The organism is Mesorhizobium sp. M6A.T.Cr.TU.014.01.1.1, assembly GCF_004022765.1.
GTDB classification, from domain to species: domain Bacteria; phylum Pseudomonadota; class Alphaproteobacteria; order Rhizobiales; family Rhizobiaceae; genus Mesorhizobium; species Mesorhizobium mediterraneum.
In genome coordinates, this window is record NZ_RZPG01000004.1 from 39660 (window position 1) to 55299 (window position 15640).

Below are 15640 nucleotides of genomic sequence, written 5' to 3' on the forward strand. Positions count from 1 at the left end.
CCGTAAAGCAGCTCGCGGCAACCATCGAAAGGGCCCGGAGATGCCTCCGGGCCTCATCTAAATCCGCCTATCTGGTTGCGGGCTCGCACAGCCAGTCGACGATACGGCGCACCACCGGCAGCACCAGCAGCAGCGTCGGAAACGCCACCAGCCAGGACAGGCCCCCAGGCGGCCAGCCAGATGGCTGGCAGGTTGGGCTGCACCCCAAGGCTTTTCAGCGTCGAGATGAACGACACGACGAAGGTCATCAGCAGCGACAATACCAGCGGGCTGACGATCGCAGCATAGCGCGCAGGCAGCTTCCTGCGCCCGGTTTTTATGGTCATTTGGGATTCTTCCCTGAAGTGTCCGGTCCCGTCGCATGGCATCCATTTCGCCGGTCTTCCGGCGTAACTGCCCGGAAAGAACCGGGGTGGATGCGTTGCTTGACGTCAGACGCTTACGGAACGGTCTTCGACCCTCGCGCACTTTCTAGCCAAGCTCGCTGACGAAATCAATTCCGCTAGCACCGTTTCCAGATACATCGTAAGATATATCTTGACCTGATCGCTTTGACTGCCTAATTAAGATATATCGTAAGACATAACTCAAGGAGCAGACAATGCACAGACATCATCATTTCGGCGAGCGCGCCGAGCGCGTTTTCATGCATATGGCCGGCAAGTTCGGCGGCCGTGGCGGCGGCTTCGGCCCATTTGGCCACGGCATGAGGGGCGGCGGCCGCGGCGGGCCGGGCGACATGTTCCGCGCCGGACGTATGCTGGCCGACGGCGATCTCAAACTGATCACGCTGTCGCTGCTGGCCGAGGCTCCGCGCCACGGCTACGACATCATCAAGGCGCTGGAGGAACGCACCAGCGGCGTCTACAGCCCGAGCCCGGGGGTGGTCTATCCGACGCTGACGTTCCTGGAAGAGGCCGGCTATGCCGTCTCGTCGGCGGAAGGCAACAAGAAGGTGTTTTCGATTACCGAGGCAGGGCAGGCGCATCTCAACGACAATCGCGAGATGATCGACCATGTGCTCGACCATCTCGAGCGTTTCGGCCGCAAGATGGCAAAGGCGCGCGACTGGTTCGGCTGGAACGACGATGGCGAGGATGGCGGACGGCGCGGCCGAGGCCGTTCGGAAAAGCGCGACGAATTCCGCGCAGTGCGCCACCGGCTGCGCGCAGCCCTCGGTGACATCGTCGATGCGCCGGCTGAAAAACAGGCCGAGGCGATCAGAATATTGGAAGGGGCCGCCGAAGCCCTGGAAGCGCTGTCACGCGACTGATCTCTGGTAGGCCGGGCCGGATGCGGCCCCTTGCCCGTTTGCCTAAGGACCGCTAGTGAAAATCATCCTGCACCACGCTATGTGATGCAGGATGATTGCGTTGGAGGATACCCATGTCTTTTCTGAAGCGTCTTTTTGGCGGTGGCGGCAGTGACGTGGGCGAGCCAAAAAGCGCTGCACCGGCAAAGCAGATCGAGCACAAGGGATTTCTGATCAGCGCCACGCCCTACAAGGCGGAGGGCCAATACCAGACCTGCGGCGTGGTTTCGAAGGAAATCGACGGCGTGATGAAGGAACACAAATTCATCCGCGCCGACCGTTTTGCCGGGCTCGACGACGCTGTCGACATCTCGATCAAGAAGGGCATCCAGCTCGTCGACGAGCAGGGCGAGAAGATGTTCGGTTAGCCTGGCAAATGGCGATGTCGCGCGACTTCGGAGCGACGTCAGAAAAGCCTTGTCGCTGCCCTTGAGCTGTAGGATCTGCCGACGCCTCGTCGGGCATCAGGCGGATGGCAAAAAGGCAGGCGCCGGGCGCCTGCCTTTTTCAATTCTGGTTAGCAGTTGCTCGCGCTCTACGCGGCAGTGGCGACCGCTCCGGTCGAGGCCACCAAGGCATCCACCTTGGCGGATGCCTTGGCCAGAGCGGCCGTGATGGCCTCGGGACCCATGCTGACGCCTTCGATGCGGATGACGTCGACGTCGGTTATGCCGATGAAGCCAAGCACGCTACGCAGGTAAGGGATGGCGTGGTCCAACTGCACGGCGGCGCCTTCCGAATAGATGCCGCCCGAGGCAAGGACAATGTAGACCTTCTTGCCGGTGACGAGCCCCTTCGGGCCATCCTCGCCATAAGCGAAAGTCTTGCCGGAGCGGGCGACGTGATCCACCCAGGATTTCAGGGTCGACGAGATGCCGAAATTGATGAAACCGGTGGCCAGGATGATGGTGTCGGCCGCAAACAGCTCATCCAGCACGGCGTCGGAAACGCCGACGACTTCGGCCTGGCGCTGGGAGCGGGCTTCGACGGGCGTAAAGATGCCGGTCGAATAGTCCGGATCGATATGCGGCAGCGGGTTGGCGACAAGGTCGCGCACGGCCAGCTTGGCCGAGGGATCGGCGGCGAGCAGCTTTTCCGCGAGCTCGGTGGCGATGCGGGTGGAATGTGAGGCAGTGCCGCGCGGGCTCGACGTGACAAGAAGGATGGACATAGCGGGCTCTCCAGGATTGGAATGATTTGTCCCGCCAGATATGGGTCCATCGACCCATTTGAAAAACTGGTATATTTTCTATATAATCCATCTACAATCTGGATAAGGCAATGCAACCCAATCCGACGCTCGACCAACTCCAGATCCTTGTGGCCGTCGCCGATACCGGCAGCTTCTCCGCCGCCGGCCGCAAGCTCAACCGCGCGCAATCGGTCATCAGCTACGCCATCGCCAATCTGGAGGCGCAGCTTGGGCTGAAGCTCTTCGAGCGCGAGGGCACGCGCGAACCGCAGCTGACCGATGTCGGCCGGGCGACGCTGGAAGATGCGCGGCGCATGGTCGGCATGCTGCAGCGCATCCGCTCGCGTGTCGACGGCCATAAGCAAGGGCTGGAGGCGGAAGTCAGTATGTCGGTCGACGTGACGCTGCCATTGCCGGTACTGGTTCGGGTGCTGAAGGCATTCGAGGCGCAGTTTCCGACCGTGATGTTGCGCCTGCATATAGGCTCGCTCGGCCTGATCCTTGACCATGTCGTGGGCGGACAGGCCGATCTCGGCGTTGGCGGCATTTTGGGCGAAGCCGACGTCAACCTTTTGCGGATCGGCTTCACCACTTTGGTGCCCGCTGCCGCGCCCAGCCACCCCTTGGCGCTGCTTCCACGGCCGGTGCCGCTCGAGGAGGTGCGCGAACATATCCAGCTTGTCGTCAGCGACCAGTCGGAGCGCACGCGGGGGCGCGACTACGGCGTCTTTGCCTACCGCACCTGGCGGCTGACCGATGTGCGCACCAAGCATGCGCTGATGCGCGAAGGGTTGGGTTGGGGCGGGCTGCCGCGCTGGCTGATCGCCGACGATCTGGCAAGCGGTCGGTTGGTCGAACTCGACCTAGAGCCCTACAGTGAGGTGCGGGCAGCGCTCTATGCCATGCATCGCGCCGACCGCAATCCGAAACCGGCGGCGGCTTGGCTGATCTACGAGTTCAAGCGCCAGCTTGGCTGCTTCAACGAGCTTGAGCCGGGCCAGCTGCCTGAGGAAGAGCTGGAGACAGTCCGTCGATAAGAGCGACAAGCACCTCGCGATAGGGGCCGGTTTCGGCGCCTGCTTCGACCGCAAGAGCCGCCCGGTCGAAGGCGGCGGCAAGCAGCGCGGTCAGCGCTTCCACGGGCAATCTCGCTATAGTCTGCGCACGCATTGCCGCTACAAGGCCCTCGCGAAGCGAGCGGTTGCCGTGGCGGTTGTCGATCTCGTCCATGGCAGCGCGGCCGAGCACGGCCGGTCCGTCGAGCAGCAGCAGCCGGGTGCGGCCAGGTGCGCGCATGGCGGCAAAGTAGGCATCCGAACCAGCGATCAGCGCATCGCGGGCAAACAGCGAGGGCGGTGAGGCGCGCTCGATCTCTTGCGCCACAGCAGCCGCCTCCTGCTCGACCACCGCGGCAAACAGCGCCTGCTTGTCGGCAAAGTGATGATAGAGAGCGCCGCGCGTGACGCCGGCCGCAGCCACGATCTCCGGCGTGCCGGTCTCTGCATAGGACTTTTCGGTGAACAGCTTTCGCGCCCCGGCGATCAGGTCGGCGCGCGTCGCTTCGGTGCGATCGCGGTTGGAGCGGCGCGCGGATTCCTGTTGCATACATGCAGCCTGTATGTTAATTCAACTTACATGCAGACTGTATGTTATTTGACGGGAGAAGGAAAGATGAAGACGACGAGCTATTATCCAGTGCTGATGACGGGCGACGTTGCCGGCACGAAAGCCTTCTATATCAAGCACTTCAGCTTCAAGCCGCTGTTCGAGAGCGACTGGTACGTGCATCTGCAATCCGCCGAGGATCGCCGCGTCAATCTCGGCATCGTCCAGGGCGATCACGAAACGATCCCGGAAGAAGGGCGCGGCCGTACCTCCGGCCTGCTGATCAATTTCGAGGTCAAGAACCCGGATGCGGTTTACGAGCGGATCATCGCCGCCGGCCTGCCGATCCTGCGAACGCTACGCGACGAACCCTTTGGCCAGCGCCATTTCATCACCAAAGACCCCAATGGCGTGCTGATCGACGTGATCAAGCCGATCCCGCCGAGCGCGGAGTTTCTGGAGCAGTTTGTTGAAGGGGCGGCGGGCTAAGCGGGATAGCTGCTGGCAGGAACTGTCTGTAGATGTGACGTGAAGGCTTCAGCCGCGTGGCCGGTCATGTCTTTGCGGTCTATGCTGAGGCTCGTCAGCCTTGGACCTATTCCATGCGTGAAATCTGCCTTGTCCGCGCACCCTCAAACCTTGGCCTCCGCCCACTGCGGCCAGGTCATATACCGGGGACGTGGCGTGCGCCGCAGGCGTTGACCGAAGCTGGCTTGATCGAGACGCTTTCGCCCCTCAAAGTGGTTGATCTTAATCGGCCCGCCTATAGCACGGAGCCGCAGCCGGGCACCCGGCTGCGCAACGGCAACGCGATCCGAAGCTTCAATCTCGGACTGGCCGAAGTTGTTGCCGGCGCGCTGGGACGAGGCGAGTTCCCGCTGGTCGTCGGCGGCGACTGCGCGGTCCTGCTGGGCGCCCTGGCTGCTGCACGGCGATCCGGCCCGCTGGCGCTGGTCCATGTCGACGGCCACAGCGATTTCCGCCATCTGGGCAATTACGACATCAACGCTTCGCTCGGCTCGGCCGCCGGCATGGACCTTGCGCTCGCCACCGGACGTGGCGAGCCGCTGCTGACCGACTGGCCTGATATCGCAAGCCCGCTTGTTGCGGACGAACATGTGATTCAGATCGGCGAACGCGAGAACCGCTACCCCGACTTCGCCTGGCCGGACATCAATTCGACCGCGATGACGCTGATCGACGTCTTTACCGTGCGAGAGCTTGGCGCGGCAAAGGTTCTGGAAAAGACCTGGACCACGCTGGCGCGAAGCGGCTGGCCCTATTGGCTGCATTTTGACGTCGATGCGCTCGATCAGACAGTGATGCCGGCGGTGGATTCACCAGGCAGCCCCGGCATCGATCCCGACGATCTCGTCGCCATCCTCGCGGCGCTGGTAGCGAATCCGCGCTGCACCGGAATGGATATGACCATTTTCGATCCGGACCTCGATCCGACCGGCGAACTGGCCGTGCTGCTGGTTTCGCTGCTCGGCCGGATCTTTGCACCGCGTTAGAGCGACGTGCGTCCACTTGGACGCACAAACCACGCTCTAACACATTGAATCTGCGCATCGTGCTTTCCGGAAATCGATTTCGATTTTCGGGCCGATGCGGTAGTCAGTTTCGCGCCACCGGCATCACCGTGACCTGAGTGATGCTGGAGCGGCGCACCACCGTGCACAGCGTTTCGCGGCCGATGCGCTCGGCATCGAGGATGCGCACCAGATCGTCGACGCCGGTGACCGGGCGGCCGTCGATGGCGGCGATGATGTCGCCTTCCCTGAGGCCGGCCTTGGCCGCCGGGCTGTTCGCCTCGACGCTGCGCAGGCGCACCGCCGTGCTGCTCGATACTTGCGACAGGAGAGCTGCTCGCCGCGGCAGGTTTGCCGTGTCGGCCGAGACGCCGATGAAGGCGCGGCGCACGCGGCCGAAGCGGATGATCTCCGAAATGACGAAATTGGCGGTGTTGGAGGCAACCGCGAAGGCGATGCCTTGCGCGCCATGGATCATGGCGGTGTTGACGCCGATGACCTCGCCCGCCGACGACACCAGCGGTCCGCCTGAGTTGCCGGGGTTGAGTGCTGCGTCGGTCTGGATGACGTCGTCGATCAGCCGGCCGGTGGAGGCGCGCATCGAGCGGCCGAGCGCTGAGACGACACCTGATGTGACGGTCCATTCGAAGCCGAGCGGGTTGCCGATGGCAATGGCGATCTGGCCGCGCCGCAGGCGCTTGGAATCGCCGAGCGGCGCGATATCGGCAAAGCTGCCGTCGGCACGCACCAGCGCGATGTCGGTGTCGGGGTCGCGGCCGAGAACACGGCCTTCCCTGGAGGCGCCGTCCGGCATGGTGACGCGGACGGTGCGGGCATCGCCGACCACGTGGTAGTTGGTGACGACCAGCCCGTCGGGCGTGATAACGAAGCCGGAGCCTTGGTCGCCGGCACCACCGATGCGTTCGATACGGCAGACGGCGGGGCCGATGCGGTCCACAGCATCGGCAACCGTTGCCGAATAATCATCGAGCAGCGCATCGTCGAATTGCAATTGCTGGGCGGGGAGGGACATGGCAGGGCTCCGTGTCTTTAGAGCAAGATGAAGGATGCCTATATGTGCGGAGCGGCCGGATCGGTCGCGACCTGACCAGATGGCCAGTCCAACGCCCAACTAGCCGTCAGGCGAGTACCGGCGAATGCGCTGCCAAGCGATATCTGGGGTAGAGCGACGAGCGTCCATTGGACGCTCAAAGTACGCTCTAAGATTTTGAGTTCTCGCATCGTGCTTTCCGAAAATCGATTCCGATTTTCGGGCCGATGCGATAAAAACCCAGGAGACCATCATGAGCGACTTCAATCTGAGCGCATTTTCCGACGCCATCGCCGATATCGCCGCCGCAGCGGCGCCGGTGACGGCGAGCTTCGCCACGCATCAGCATCGCACGGCGACCGCCTTCCATTGGCGCGACGGCTATTTTGTCACTGCCGAGGAGGCGGTGGAGGCCGGCGAAGAGATCGAGCTGACGCTTTTTTCGGGCGACAAGGTGAAGGCTGAGCTGGTCGGCCGCGATCCGTCCACTGGCACCGCACTTTTGAAGCCGACCGGCGCGCCGGACGTGCCGCCGTTGGCCAAGGCAGGCTCGGTACAGCCGGGCAATCTGGCCATCGCCGTAGGCAATAGCGACGGTGCGACGCTCGCCGCATTCGGCACGGTCGGTGAGGTCGGTCCGGCCTGGCGCTCAATGCGCGGCGGCACGATCGACCGGCGCATCAATCTGGCCGTCAATGCCGGCGGCCGTTTCGAGGGCGGCCCGGTGCTCGACGCCAAGGGCGCACTGATCGGCATGCTCCTGTTCGGGCCGCGCCGGCGGGCGTTGGTCATGCCTTACGAGACGATCGAACGGGCAGTTGCGACGCTGCGCGAGAAGGGCCATGTCGCGCGCGGCTATCTCGGCGCCGGCCTGCACCCGATCCGCAGCGGCGACTCGCATGGCGCCATGGTGATGAGCCTCGACGACAATGGCCCGGCAAAAGCCGCCGGCCTGCATCTCGGCGACATCATCGTGTCGTGGAACGGCGAGGCGGTGCATGGTCCGCGCGAGCTGATCCGCAGGCTCGGGCCGGACAGCGCCGGCGCGTCGGTGACGCTCGGCGTGGTGCGCGGCGGCGAACAGCGCGATGTCGTGCTGACCATCGGCGAAAAGCCGCTGAGCTGAGAGGATCGATGGCTGTTGAGGCGATCATAAGGGACAGGACCGCGGATGGCGTGGTGGCGGAGCGGCGGCTAACCGTGCTGATCGCGCTTGGCGATGCGGCGCATGCCGAGCACCTGTCTTCCGCGCTCGCCGCGAGCGGGGATCTGCTGCCTGTCACGGCCGGCAGCAGCGATGGCGGCGAGCGAGCGGACGTCGCTGTCGTCGACGAGCGGAACCTGCAAGGCCTGGCCATCGATCCCGCCATACCTCGGGTGCTGCTGTCCCGGCGGACCGGCCACGAGCCGCCAGACGACAATCTTTTCGCCGTCCTGCCGCCGGCGGCTGACTACCTGTTGGTTGCCGCTGCCGTCCGGCTTGCCGCGGCGGGTTACAGGATTTCAGGCGGCGGCCGCCGCGTGCCTGGCCGGCATGATGATGATTTCGCCTTCCATGACGGCGATCCGTTGGACGAGGAGCCGGTCGACGATGGAGCCGCCAGGCCGGCGCTTTCTCCGCGCGAGAGCGAAGTGCTGGCACTGCTGGCCGAGGGCGCGCCCAACAAGGTGATCGCGCGGCGCTTGAATATCTCCGTGCATACGGCGAAGTTCCACGTCGCGGCGATCCTGATCAAGCTCGGTGCAGCCAACCGCACCGACGCGATCGCCATCGCCATGCGGCAAGGCTTGGTGCTGGTGTGACGATGACTACACAGCCGGTTCGATATCCGTCAGCCGGAAATCGTCGCCTTTGAACAGCAACGGCATGGCTTCGAGGCGAGCCGTGGCATAGGAGATGCAGTCGCCGAAGTTGAGAGCGGCCGGATGCCGGCCCTTGCCATAGCGCAGAAAGGCCTGACGGGCGACGGCTGCGTGGTCGGCGGTGAAGGCGATCGTCTCGATCGAGGCCACGCGCAGGAAGGAGTCGAGGCGATCAAGAATTTCATCCTGCCAGCCGCCGGCGAGAACCATCGTCGTTTCAAGAAACGTTGGTGCGGCCAACAGCCGCCTTTTGGCCTGTGCGATGGCCAGCACGAAACGCTCGTGATCAGGCTCCGCGCGCAGAACGGCGACAAGGGCCGAGGAATCGATGATCATTTCGTCGGGATCCCGAACTCGTCGTAACCGAGGACTTCGTCGTCGGTCATTGCATTTTCTCGTTTGGGGATTTTTCCCGCACTGTCGGAAATCGCCATCAATCGCTGAAAAAGGTCGTCGGCCTCGTCGCGCGGCACAAGCCGCTCGCGCGCAACTTCGCGCTCGAGGCTTTGGCGGATCGCTTCCGTCACCGACACGCGACGGCGGCGGGCAAGTTCCCGCGCCAATTGCTCGACTTCCGTGTTCTTGATCGACAGGGCCATTCTATATTCCACCTCTTTTTACAGAATATATACTCTCCGCTGTTGAGTCCATGGATTCGTCGCGCCTCCGCCGCGACACCATCCCTCGATGCTCCCCGCTCTTGTATCCTGCGACGGCGCGGGCAAGGATCGCTACCAACAGATTTGCAAGGGAGGCGGAAGGATATGTCACTCAAGGGAAAGACGCTGTTCATCTCCGGCGGGTCGCGCGGCATCGGGCTGGCGATCGCGCTGCGCGCTGCGCGCGACGGCGCCAATGTGACGATCGCGGCCAAGACCGCCGAACCGCACCCGAAGCTGCCGGGCACCATCTATACGGCGGCGCAAGAGATCGAGCAGGCCGGTGGCAAGGCGCTGCCGGCATTATGCGACATACGCGAGGAGGAGCAGGTGGCCGAGGCGGTCGCCCGGACCGTCGAAAAATTCGGCGGCATCGACATCTGCATCAACAATGCCAGCGCCATCCAGCTCACCGGCACGCTGGAAACCGACATGAAGCGCTACGATCTGATGCACCAGATCAACACGCGCGGCACGTTTCTGGTTTCCAAAATGTGCATTCCGCACCTGAAGTTGGCTGCCAATCCTCACATCTTGAATCTGGCGCCGCCGCTCGACGTGAAGGCCAAATGGTTCAAGAACCATGTCGCCTATACGATGGCCAAATTCGGCATGTCGATGTGCACGCTGGGCATGAGCGCGGAGTTCGCTCGGGACGGCATCGCCGTCAATTCGCTGTGGCCGATCTCGACGATCGATACGGCAGCGGTGCGCAATCTCCTGGGCGGGGCGACGGTGGCGGCGATGAGCCGTTCGCCCGACATCATGGCCGATGCCGCGCATGCGATCCTGCTTAGGCCGTCGCGCGAGGCGACCGGCAATTTCTACATCGACGAGGAGGTGCTGCGCGCCGAAGGCGTCAGCGATTTTTCGATCTATGCGCCTGATGCGACAGGTCCGCTCGCCGGTGACTTCTTCGTGCCCGACGAGGTGTTTGCCAATTCGGAAACCAACATCAAAAGTATCTACTGACGGGCACCGGGCGCCGCTCTCACTCCTCGGCCTTGTTGGCTTTGAGGCGGAGGGCCACCGTGAGGAATTATCTGGGCCTCGCAAGGCTTCAGTTCAACACCGAGCCCGAAACGAAAACCCCGCCGGGGAGGGGACACCGGCGGGGCTCATGTGTCCCGCTGGAGTCGGGACAGGGCAGGGAAGCCCTATACAGAATCTGGGGTGGACGACCTCGCGATTCAATCCCTGGTCAAAATCGCGACCTACATTCTCCTTTACCCTCGGCTCATTCCCGGAAATCGCCCATCCCGGTGAAACCGGGGTGGGCTACGTCTTCCCGTATAGATTCCAGAAACCAGTTCAGGTTTCTGGAATCGTTGCTTTAAAGTTGGCCATGGTCTTTCCGAAAACCGGTTTCCACTTTTAGGGACCATGGCCTAATTCGCGCTAGCGACCGGCGCCACCAGCGAGGTGATGCGGCGGATGGCGACGCGACGGTTCTCGCGGTTAGGCTCCGACGTGTTGACCTTGAGATACTCCTCGCCATAGCCCTGTGTCGTCAGGTTCTCCGGCGGGATGCTGAAGGCATTGGTCAAGGCTTCGGCGACAGCCTCCGCGCGACGGTCGGATAGAGCGAGGTTCGCCTCCGGCCTGCCGACGGCATCGGTATGGCCTTCGATCAGGAAGGTTTCCGCCGGGTTCTTCTCGAGCAGCTTCTCCATCGCGCTGGCGACGCCTTCCAGTTTCTGCACCTCGGTTTCGGGGATCGAGGCTGAACCGAATTCGAAGTTCAGCGTGTCGAGGTCGATGCGGCGGGCGATGTCGCGCACGCGGGCCGAGCGCTTGACCTCGTCGATCGAGTAGAGGCGCTGCACCCGCTCCACAGGCGGCTGTTCGAGGAAGGTATAGTAGTCGCCCGGATCCTCGATGTCTTCGGCGTCCAAAATGTACTCCTCGCGCGGAATGTCGATCCGAATCGGCGGCAGGTCGTCGCCCGGATCGCGCCAGTCGCTATCGTCGTCATAGTACCGCTCGTCGACATAGCTCAGCACATATTCGCGTCCGTCGGGCGCGATGCGTGAACGCTGGATGACGTCGCCGTAGCGGTTGCGGATGGTGACGATCTGGATTCCGTTGTCACGCTCGACGATTTCCCGGGTGCGATCGCCCGACAGCTCCTCATAGTAGACGTTCCTCGCGCCACGGTGCATGCGCGGGGCATCGTCGCTTTCCACGATCGTCTGGTTGTTGAACTGGAGGATAACGCGGTCGCCGAGTTCCCTGACGACGTCGACCCCGCGCGGGCGTGGACGGCGGCGAATGTCCTCATCGTCGGGCGCACGCTCAACGCGTTTGCCCTTTTCCTCCGTCACCGGAACCATCCTCTCAAGCTTGAGCTCCTGCTGGGCCGCCCTGTCGTCGGTGGGCGGCGGTCCCTGGTCGACGGGAGCCGGCTTCGGGGCTTCCGCCTGCTCGCCGTTCTGCTGGGTGGGCTGACCGCCCGCGTCCTGGCCGCCCGTCTCTTGCGCGTTGTTCCTGCCGCCTCTGCGCTTGCGCACGGCATCCTTCTGGCTGTCGAACACGGGAGCCTCGCCCTGGGCCGGACCTTCCCCTTCGGCGGGCGCGGCCTGTTCGCCCTCGGCGGGCTGCTCGCCGGTTGTGAGCTGCTCTCCCGTCACCGGCGGTTCGCCGATAGGCTTCTTGCCACGCTTTCTGGCTTGGTCCAAAGGCTGTTCGCCCTCGGCAGGAGCCGCTTGCCGGTCGGTTGGAGTGGGAAGCGGCTCGGCCTGCGGGGCAGGCTCGCCGGCGGGTGTTTCCTTCTTGGCCGGCTGTTCGGATGGTGCGGCTTCGATCTGCTGATCCTGGTCCCGCTTCTTCCTGCGCGGCGTGACCTGCTCGTTGTCATTTGCAGGTGCGGCCTTTTCGCGAGGCGCCGCCTGCCCGGCGGGCTCTTTGGCGGGTGCGGCCTCAATCTGCTGTTGCTGGTCGCGCTTCTTCCTGCGTGGCTTGGGCTGCTGTTCGTCGTTCGCAGGCGCGGCCTGTTCGGCTGGCTGTTCGGCGGGTGCGGCTTCAATCTGCTGTTGCCGGTCGCGCTTCTTTCTGCGCGGCTTGGGCTGCTGTTCGTCGCTCGCAGGCGCCGCCTGTTCTGCTGGCTGCTCGGCCGGTGCTGCTTCGATCTGCCGGTCGCGCTTCTTTCTGCGCGGCTGGAGTTGTTCGGCTGGCTGATCGGCCGGTGCTGCTTCGATCTGCTGTTGGTCGCGCTTCTTTCTGCGCGGTTTTTGCTCTTCGGCCGGGGCGGCCTGTTCGGCGGGTGCGGCTTCAATCTGCTGCTGCCGGTCGCGCTTCTTTCTGCGTTGATTGCCCTCTTGCTCGTCCCCGGAAGGCGCCGCCTGCTCCATGGGAGCTGATTCGCTCTGCCGCTCGCGCTTCTTGCGAGGCCTCTGCTCCGGTTCCGCCTGCTGTGCGCAGCCTTCCGCCGACTCGCCTTCGGGGCAATTCGATTGCGCCAGGATCAACGGCGTTGCGGCACGCTGCGGCGGGCCGAACGCGGCGGTGCCTTGCAGCGGGAATGCGCCCAACGGCGCGGACGCCATCAACAGGCCAAGTGCCGTGCCTGCCAGAATCCGTGGTTGGCGTTTCATTAGAAATCCTCCTTTTGGCGTCCCATCCCGGCCCAAACTGTTCATCAACCGGATTGGTTCCGGTTAGCGGGCATTAACGGCCGCGAAGGGCGATTGGCCGGCGTTTTGAAGGCGACTTCGTGTCATTCCTATGGTGCTGGCAGGGTTTACGCCTGTCGTGGTGCTTGACCTTGGCGCCAGCGGGGGCCACATCCCGTCGATGGAAACGCCGTTCTGGAAAACCAAGTCGCTCGAAGCGATGACGCCGGCCGAGTGGGAATCGCTTTGCGACGGCTGTGGCAAATGCTGCCTGTCGAAACTTGAGGACGAAGACAGCGGCGAGATCTACTGGACGAGCGTCGGCTGCCGGCTGTTCGATGCCGAAACTTGCCGCTGCTCGGACTATGCCAACCGGCTGGCGCGGGTCCCGGACTGCGTCGGGCTGACGCCGCAGAATGTACGCACCATCAGCTGGCTGCCCAAAACCTGCGCCTACCGGCTGGTCGCCGAGGGCCACGATCTCTACTGGTGGCACAGGCTGGTGTCGGGAAGTGCCGAGACGGTGCATGAGGCCGGCATTTCGATGCGCGGCCGCGTCAGCGCCAGCGAGACCGATCTTGCCGAGCCGGACGACTATTTCGAGCACATGCTGGACGATGAGCCCTAGGTTCCGGGCCTTAAGTCCCGGAACCGGCTGCGCGACAGGGCGTTTCTGTCGAGATGGTTCAGAACCGGCCAAATAGTTCAGTTCAGAACCGGCCAAATGGTTCAGAACCGGCCAGATAATTCAGAACCGGCCAGGATTCAGAGCCGGATTGCGGAGAAGACTGCGCAACGATTTCTTGTTGCCACATGAACCCGAAATGAACGGCCGGTTCGTAAAAAGTTCAGATACGCAGGCGCATTCTCCTCCCCATCGGTTCGACCAAGGCGTATTGGTTCTCGGCCCATTGGTTCGATCAGACGGGCGGAAGCCCTGAACAAGGAGAGAAGACAATGTTCAACACGATCAAGACGGCGACCCTTTCGGCGCTTATCAGCCTCGGCACGCTTGCCGCTATCCCCGCCACTGCTCATGCAGATAGCATCTATCTCGGCTTCGGCAATAACGACGATCCGCGCGTCGGCGTCTATACCGGCGACGACGATGGTTTCTACCGCGAACGCCGCCGTGACCGCGACCGCTACTGGCGCCGGTCCTGCTCGCCGGAGCGCGCTGTCAACAAAGCCGAGCGCATGGGCCTGCGCCGCGCCCGCATCATCGACGTCAACCGCCGTACGGTCAAGGTCGCGGGCCGTCAGTATGGCGATCGGGTGGTGATCGTGTTCGCCAACGAGCGCGGCTGCCCAGTTATCTACCGGTAAGTGTTCGGCACGTTGCCGACCGGCAACGGCGGTCTTGTTTAAGGATGATCTTTCCGAATCCGCTTCGGAAAGGATCAGCTCAGAAGCATGATCTTCTGCGAAGATCAGCTTGGACATGACCGTCTGCGAAGGTCGGTCTGGAGACACGACCGTCTGCGAAGGTCGGTCTGGAGACACGACCTTCTGCGAAGGTCGGTCTGGAGACACGACCTTCTGCGAAGGTCGGTCTGGAGTAGCAGAGCCCCTTTCCGCTGAGACGGAAGGGTGCGGCTCGAAAAAACCCCGGAGGATCAGTCCTCCGGGGTTTTTTGATGCAGTAGGATCGATGTTGCCGGTTGCCCGCGCTTCAGCAACGCTGAACTACGGGCCGGACCTTCAGGCGACGGTCACTTCAACTCGAAAGTGACGGTGACCTGCACCGTGTAGGAATTCTCGCCGGCCTCCACCGGAACCGATGCGCGGGCCGCGTCGAAGGCCTTGGCGTTCATCGGTATCGGCGGCGGCGCGACGTTCTGGTCGGTGATTTCCAGCACGCGCCCGACGTTGACGCCGGCGGCTTCGGCCAGCGTCTTGGCCTTGGCCATGGCGTCGGCGACCGCTTTTTTGCGGGCTTCGGCGACGGTGGCAGCCGGGTTCTCGTTGGAAAACGAGATGCCGCCGCCCTGGTTGACGCCGAGCGATACCGCCTTGTCGAGAATCTCGCCTGTTTTGTCGATGTCGCGGATACGCACCGAAAGTGTGTTGGTCACCTGGTAGGCGATGAGTTCGGCTTCCTGGCTGCCGTCCGGCTTGTTGGTATAGTTGTAGCGCGGGCTGATCTGGATGCCGGCTGTCTGCAGGTCGCGCTCCTTGATGCCAGCCGACTTCATAGCTGCGATCACGGATGCCATGGCGTCGTTGTTGGCATCGAGCGCGGCGCGCGCGGTCTTGGCTTCGCGCATGACGCTGAGCGTCAGCAGCGACAGATCGGGGGCCGCGGTCGCTTCGCCTTCGCCGGTGACGATGATGCGGGGCGGGGGCGGCGAATCGGCCGCGCCGGCCATCGCCGGAAAAGCGATTGCGGCGGCGAGCGCCAAGGGCAAAAGATGTCTGGTCATAAAAATCTCCTCGGTCTGCGATCCAGTCGCGCTTGTCGACTACCGCGTCGGCCCGAAAATCGGAATCGATTTCGGAAAGCACGATGCGTAGATTCAAAGCGTTAGAGCGTACTTTGTGCGTCTAAGTGGACGCACGTCGCTCTAATGTCTGAATATGGGCTGATTTGGGCGATCTCGGCCAGCCAGTTAGGAAAGCCTTGTGCGGCTCGGGGAAAAACATTAATCCAGCCGCGTGTGGGGCCTGTAGCTCAATGGTTAGAGCCGGCGGCTCATAACCGCTTGGTTGGGGGTTCGAGTCCCTCCGGGCCCACCAAAATATTAAATATGAATTACTTACGCTTAATTCTTCGAGATCGAATTGAACGTTGTCGGTTAAGTCCGCTAGTTTTGAA

Annotated in this window: 17 protein-coding genes, 1 tRNA gene and 1 pseudogene; 11 read left to right on the forward strand and 8 right to left on the reverse strand. The window is 63.1% G+C overall.

The features are described from left to right. Positions 1–67: 67 nt before the first annotated feature. Positions 68–326, reverse strand: a pseudogene (locus EN885_RS06870) (DUF2798 domain-containing protein). A gap of 275 nt (positions 327–601) precedes the next feature. On the opposite strand from EN885_RS06870, the gene EN885_RS06875 reads away from it, so the two are divergent. Further along, positions 602–1273, forward strand: a complete 672-nt coding sequence (locus EN885_RS06875) for a PadR family transcriptional regulator (protein ID WP_095488946.1) — start codon at positions 602–604, stop codon at positions 1271–1273. A gap of 113 nt (positions 1274–1386) precedes the next feature. Further along, entirely contained in the window at positions 1387–1680 is a 294-nt protein-coding gene (locus EN885_RS06880; protein WP_095488947.1) for an HlyU family transcriptional regulator, read from the forward strand. 167 nt (positions 1681–1847) lie between these two features. Here EN885_RS06880 and EN885_RS06885 read toward each other — a convergent pair whose 3' ends face one another. Then, positions 1848–2483 (reverse strand): FMN-dependent NADH-azoreductase, encoded by a 636-nt coding sequence (locus EN885_RS06885; protein WP_128243297.1) that lies wholly within the window; start codon positions 2481–2483, stop codon positions 1848–1850. 110 nt (positions 2484–2593) lie between these two features. Between EN885_RS06885 and EN885_RS06890 the strand changes: the two genes are divergently transcribed. Continuing rightward, the gene (locus EN885_RS06890) at positions 2594–3541 is read left to right on the forward strand and encodes a LysR family transcriptional regulator (protein ID WP_095488949.1); all 948 of its coding nucleotides are present in this window, start codon (positions 2594–2596) and stop codon (positions 3539–3541) included. On the opposite strand, the gene EN885_RS06895 is transcribed toward EN885_RS06890, so the two are convergent. After that, positions 3483–4109, reverse strand: a complete 627-nt coding sequence (locus tag EN885_RS06895; protein ID WP_128335165.1) for a TetR/AcrR family transcriptional regulator — start codon at positions 4107–4109, stop codon at positions 3483–3485. The two genes, EN885_RS06890 and EN885_RS06895, sit on opposite strands and share 59 nt — an antisense overlap. 66 nt (positions 4110–4175) lie before the next feature. On the opposite strand from EN885_RS06895, the gene EN885_RS06900 reads away from it, so the two are divergent. Together EN885_RS06900 and EN885_RS06905 are read left to right on the forward strand one after the other, a co-directional pair. Continuing rightward, positions 4176–4598, forward strand: coding sequence for a VOC family protein (locus tag EN885_RS06900; RefSeq protein ID WP_128241430.1), 423 nt, complete (start codon positions 4176–4178; stop codon positions 4596–4598). A 113-nt stretch (positions 4599–4711) separates the two neighbouring features. Next, complete coding sequence (locus EN885_RS06905; protein WP_206616811.1) at positions 4712–5623, forward strand: arginase family protein; 912 nt, start codon at positions 4712–4714, stop codon at positions 5621–5623. A gap of 103 nt (positions 5624–5726) precedes the next feature. Here EN885_RS06905 and EN885_RS06910 read toward each other — a convergent pair whose 3' ends face one another. Then, positions 5727–6674: a trypsin-like peptidase domain-containing protein gene (locus EN885_RS06910; RefSeq protein WP_128241429.1), complete on the reverse strand. Its 948-nt coding sequence runs from the start codon at positions 6672–6674 to the stop codon at positions 5727–5729. Between the two features lie 271 nt (positions 6675–6945). Here EN885_RS06910 and EN885_RS06920 point away from each other — a divergent pair, with 271 nt between their 5' ends. Together EN885_RS06920 and EN885_RS06925 are read left to right on the forward strand one after the other, a co-directional pair. Next, positions 6946–7818 (forward strand): S1C family serine protease, encoded by an 873-nt coding sequence (locus EN885_RS06920; protein WP_095488953.1) that lies wholly within the window; start codon positions 6946–6948, stop codon positions 7816–7818. Positions 7819–7826: 8 nt separating this feature from the next. Beyond that, positions 7827–8495 carry a response regulator transcription factor gene (locus tag EN885_RS06925; RefSeq protein WP_128241428.1) on the forward strand — a complete coding sequence of 223 codons (669 nt, stop codon included), beginning with the start codon at positions 7827–7829 and terminating at the stop codon, positions 8493–8495. Positions 8496–8501: 6 nt separating this feature from the next. Here EN885_RS06925 and EN885_RS06930 read toward each other — a convergent pair whose 3' ends face one another. Both EN885_RS06930 and EN885_RS06935 read right to left on the reverse strand, forming a co-directional pair. Beyond that, positions 8502–8891: a type II toxin-antitoxin system VapC family toxin gene (locus EN885_RS06930; RefSeq protein ID WP_095488954.1), complete on the reverse strand. Its 390-nt coding sequence runs from the start codon at positions 8889–8891 to the stop codon at positions 8502–8504. Then, positions 8888–9154 carry a type II toxin-antitoxin system VapB family antitoxin gene (locus tag EN885_RS06935; protein WP_095488955.1) on the reverse strand — a complete coding sequence of 89 codons (267 nt, stop codon included), beginning with the start codon at positions 9152–9154 and terminating at the stop codon, positions 8888–8890. The genes EN885_RS06930 and EN885_RS06935 overlap by 4 nt, the downstream gene beginning before the upstream one ends. A 165-nt stretch (positions 9155–9319) precedes the next feature. Between EN885_RS06935 and EN885_RS06940 the strand changes: the two genes are divergently transcribed. After that, positions 9320–10186: an NAD(P)-dependent oxidoreductase gene (locus tag EN885_RS06940; protein WP_126105369.1), complete on the forward strand. Its 867-nt coding sequence runs from the start codon at positions 9320–9322 to the stop codon at positions 10184–10186. Positions 10187–10602: 416 nt separating this feature from the next. Here the strand turns inward: EN885_RS06940 and EN885_RS06945 are convergent, their stop codons facing one another. Further along, entirely contained in the window at positions 10603–12807 is a 2205-nt protein-coding gene (locus tag EN885_RS06945) for an OmpA family protein (RefSeq protein WP_128241427.1), read from the reverse strand. A 199-nt stretch (positions 12808–13006) separates the two neighbouring features. Between EN885_RS06945 and EN885_RS06950 the strand changes: the two genes are divergently transcribed. Next, positions 13007–13453, forward strand: a complete 447-nt coding sequence (locus EN885_RS06950; RefSeq protein WP_095489233.1) for a YcgN family cysteine cluster protein — start codon at positions 13007–13009, stop codon at positions 13451–13453. A gap of 329 nt (positions 13454–13782) precedes the next feature. Further along, positions 13783–14151 (forward strand): hypothetical protein, encoded by a 369-nt coding sequence (locus EN885_RS06955; protein ID WP_095488958.1) that lies wholly within the window; start codon positions 13783–13785, stop codon positions 14149–14151. Positions 14152–14537: 386 nt separating this feature from the next. On the opposite strand, the gene EN885_RS06960 is transcribed toward EN885_RS06955, so the two are convergent. Further along, positions 14538–15248: an SIMPL domain-containing protein gene (locus tag EN885_RS06960; RefSeq protein WP_128241426.1), complete on the reverse strand. Its 711-nt coding sequence runs from the start codon at positions 15246–15248 to the stop codon at positions 14538–14540. A 237-nt stretch (positions 15249–15485) separates the two neighbouring features. Here EN885_RS06960 and EN885_RS06965 point away from each other — a divergent pair. Then, a tRNA-Ile gene (locus tag EN885_RS06965) sits at positions 15486–15561 on the forward strand. Positions 15562–15640: the final 79 nt, after the last annotated feature.

Excerpts from the sequence above, each read along its gene's own strand:
- EN885_RS06930 (WP_095488954.1), bottom strand. The coding sequence starts at position 8,891 with ATGATCATCGATTCCTCGGCCCTTGTCGCCGTTCTGCGCGCGGAGCCT.
- EN885_RS06950 (WP_095489233.1), top strand. The coding sequence starts at position 13,007 with ATGGAAACGCCGTTCTGGAAAACCAAGTCGCTCGAAGCGATGACGCCG.
- EN885_RS06910 (WP_128241429.1), bottom strand. The coding sequence starts at position 6,674 with ATGTCCCTCCCCGCCCAGCAATTGCAATTCGACGATGCGCTGCTCGAT.
- EN885_RS06880 (WP_095488947.1), top strand. The coding sequence starts at position 1,387 with ATGTCTTTTCTGAAGCGTCTTTTTGGCGGTGGCGGCAGTGACGTGGGC.
- EN885_RS06890 (WP_095488949.1), top strand. The coding sequence starts at position 2,594 with ATGCAACCCAATCCGACGCTCGACCAACTCCAGATCCTTGTGGCCGTC.
- EN885_RS06895 (WP_128335165.1), bottom strand. The coding sequence starts at position 4,109 with ATGCAACAGGAATCCGCGCGCCGCTCCAACCGCGATCGCACCGAAGCG.
- EN885_RS06935 (WP_095488955.1), bottom strand. The coding sequence starts at position 9,154 with ATGGCCCTGTCGATCAAGAACACGGAAGTCGAGCAATTGGCGCGGGAA.
- EN885_RS06905 (WP_206616811.1), top strand. The coding sequence starts at position 4,712 with ATGCGTGAAATCTGCCTTGTCCGCGCACCCTCAAACCTTGGCCTCCGC.
- EN885_RS06900 (WP_128241430.1), top strand. The coding sequence starts at position 4,176 with ATGAAGACGACGAGCTATTATCCAGTGCTGATGACGGGCGACGTTGCC.
- EN885_RS06955 (WP_095488958.1), top strand. The coding sequence starts at position 13,783 with ATGTTCAACACGATCAAGACGGCGACCCTTTCGGCGCTTATCAGCCTC.
- EN885_RS06945 (WP_128241427.1), bottom strand. The coding sequence starts at position 12,807 with ATGAAACGCCAACCACGGATTCTGGCAGGCACGGCACTTGGCCTGTTG.
- EN885_RS06925 (WP_128241428.1), top strand. The coding sequence starts at position 7,827 with ATGGCTGTTGAGGCGATCATAAGGGACAGGACCGCGGATGGCGTGGTG.
- EN885_RS06960 (WP_128241426.1), bottom strand. The coding sequence starts at position 15,248 with ATGACCAGACATCTTTTGCCCTTGGCGCTCGCCGCCGCAATCGCTTTT.
- EN885_RS06885 (WP_128243297.1), bottom strand. The coding sequence starts at position 2,483 with ATGTCCATCCTTCTTGTCACGTCGAGCCCGCGCGGCACTGCCTCACAT.
- EN885_RS06875 (WP_095488946.1), top strand. The coding sequence starts at position 602 with ATGCACAGACATCATCATTTCGGCGAGCGCGCCGAGCGCGTTTTCATG.
- EN885_RS06920 (WP_095488953.1), top strand. The coding sequence starts at position 6,946 with ATGAGCGACTTCAATCTGAGCGCATTTTCCGACGCCATCGCCGATATC.
- EN885_RS06940 (WP_126105369.1), top strand. The coding sequence starts at position 9,320 with ATGTCACTCAAGGGAAAGACGCTGTTCATCTCCGGCGGGTCGCGCGGC.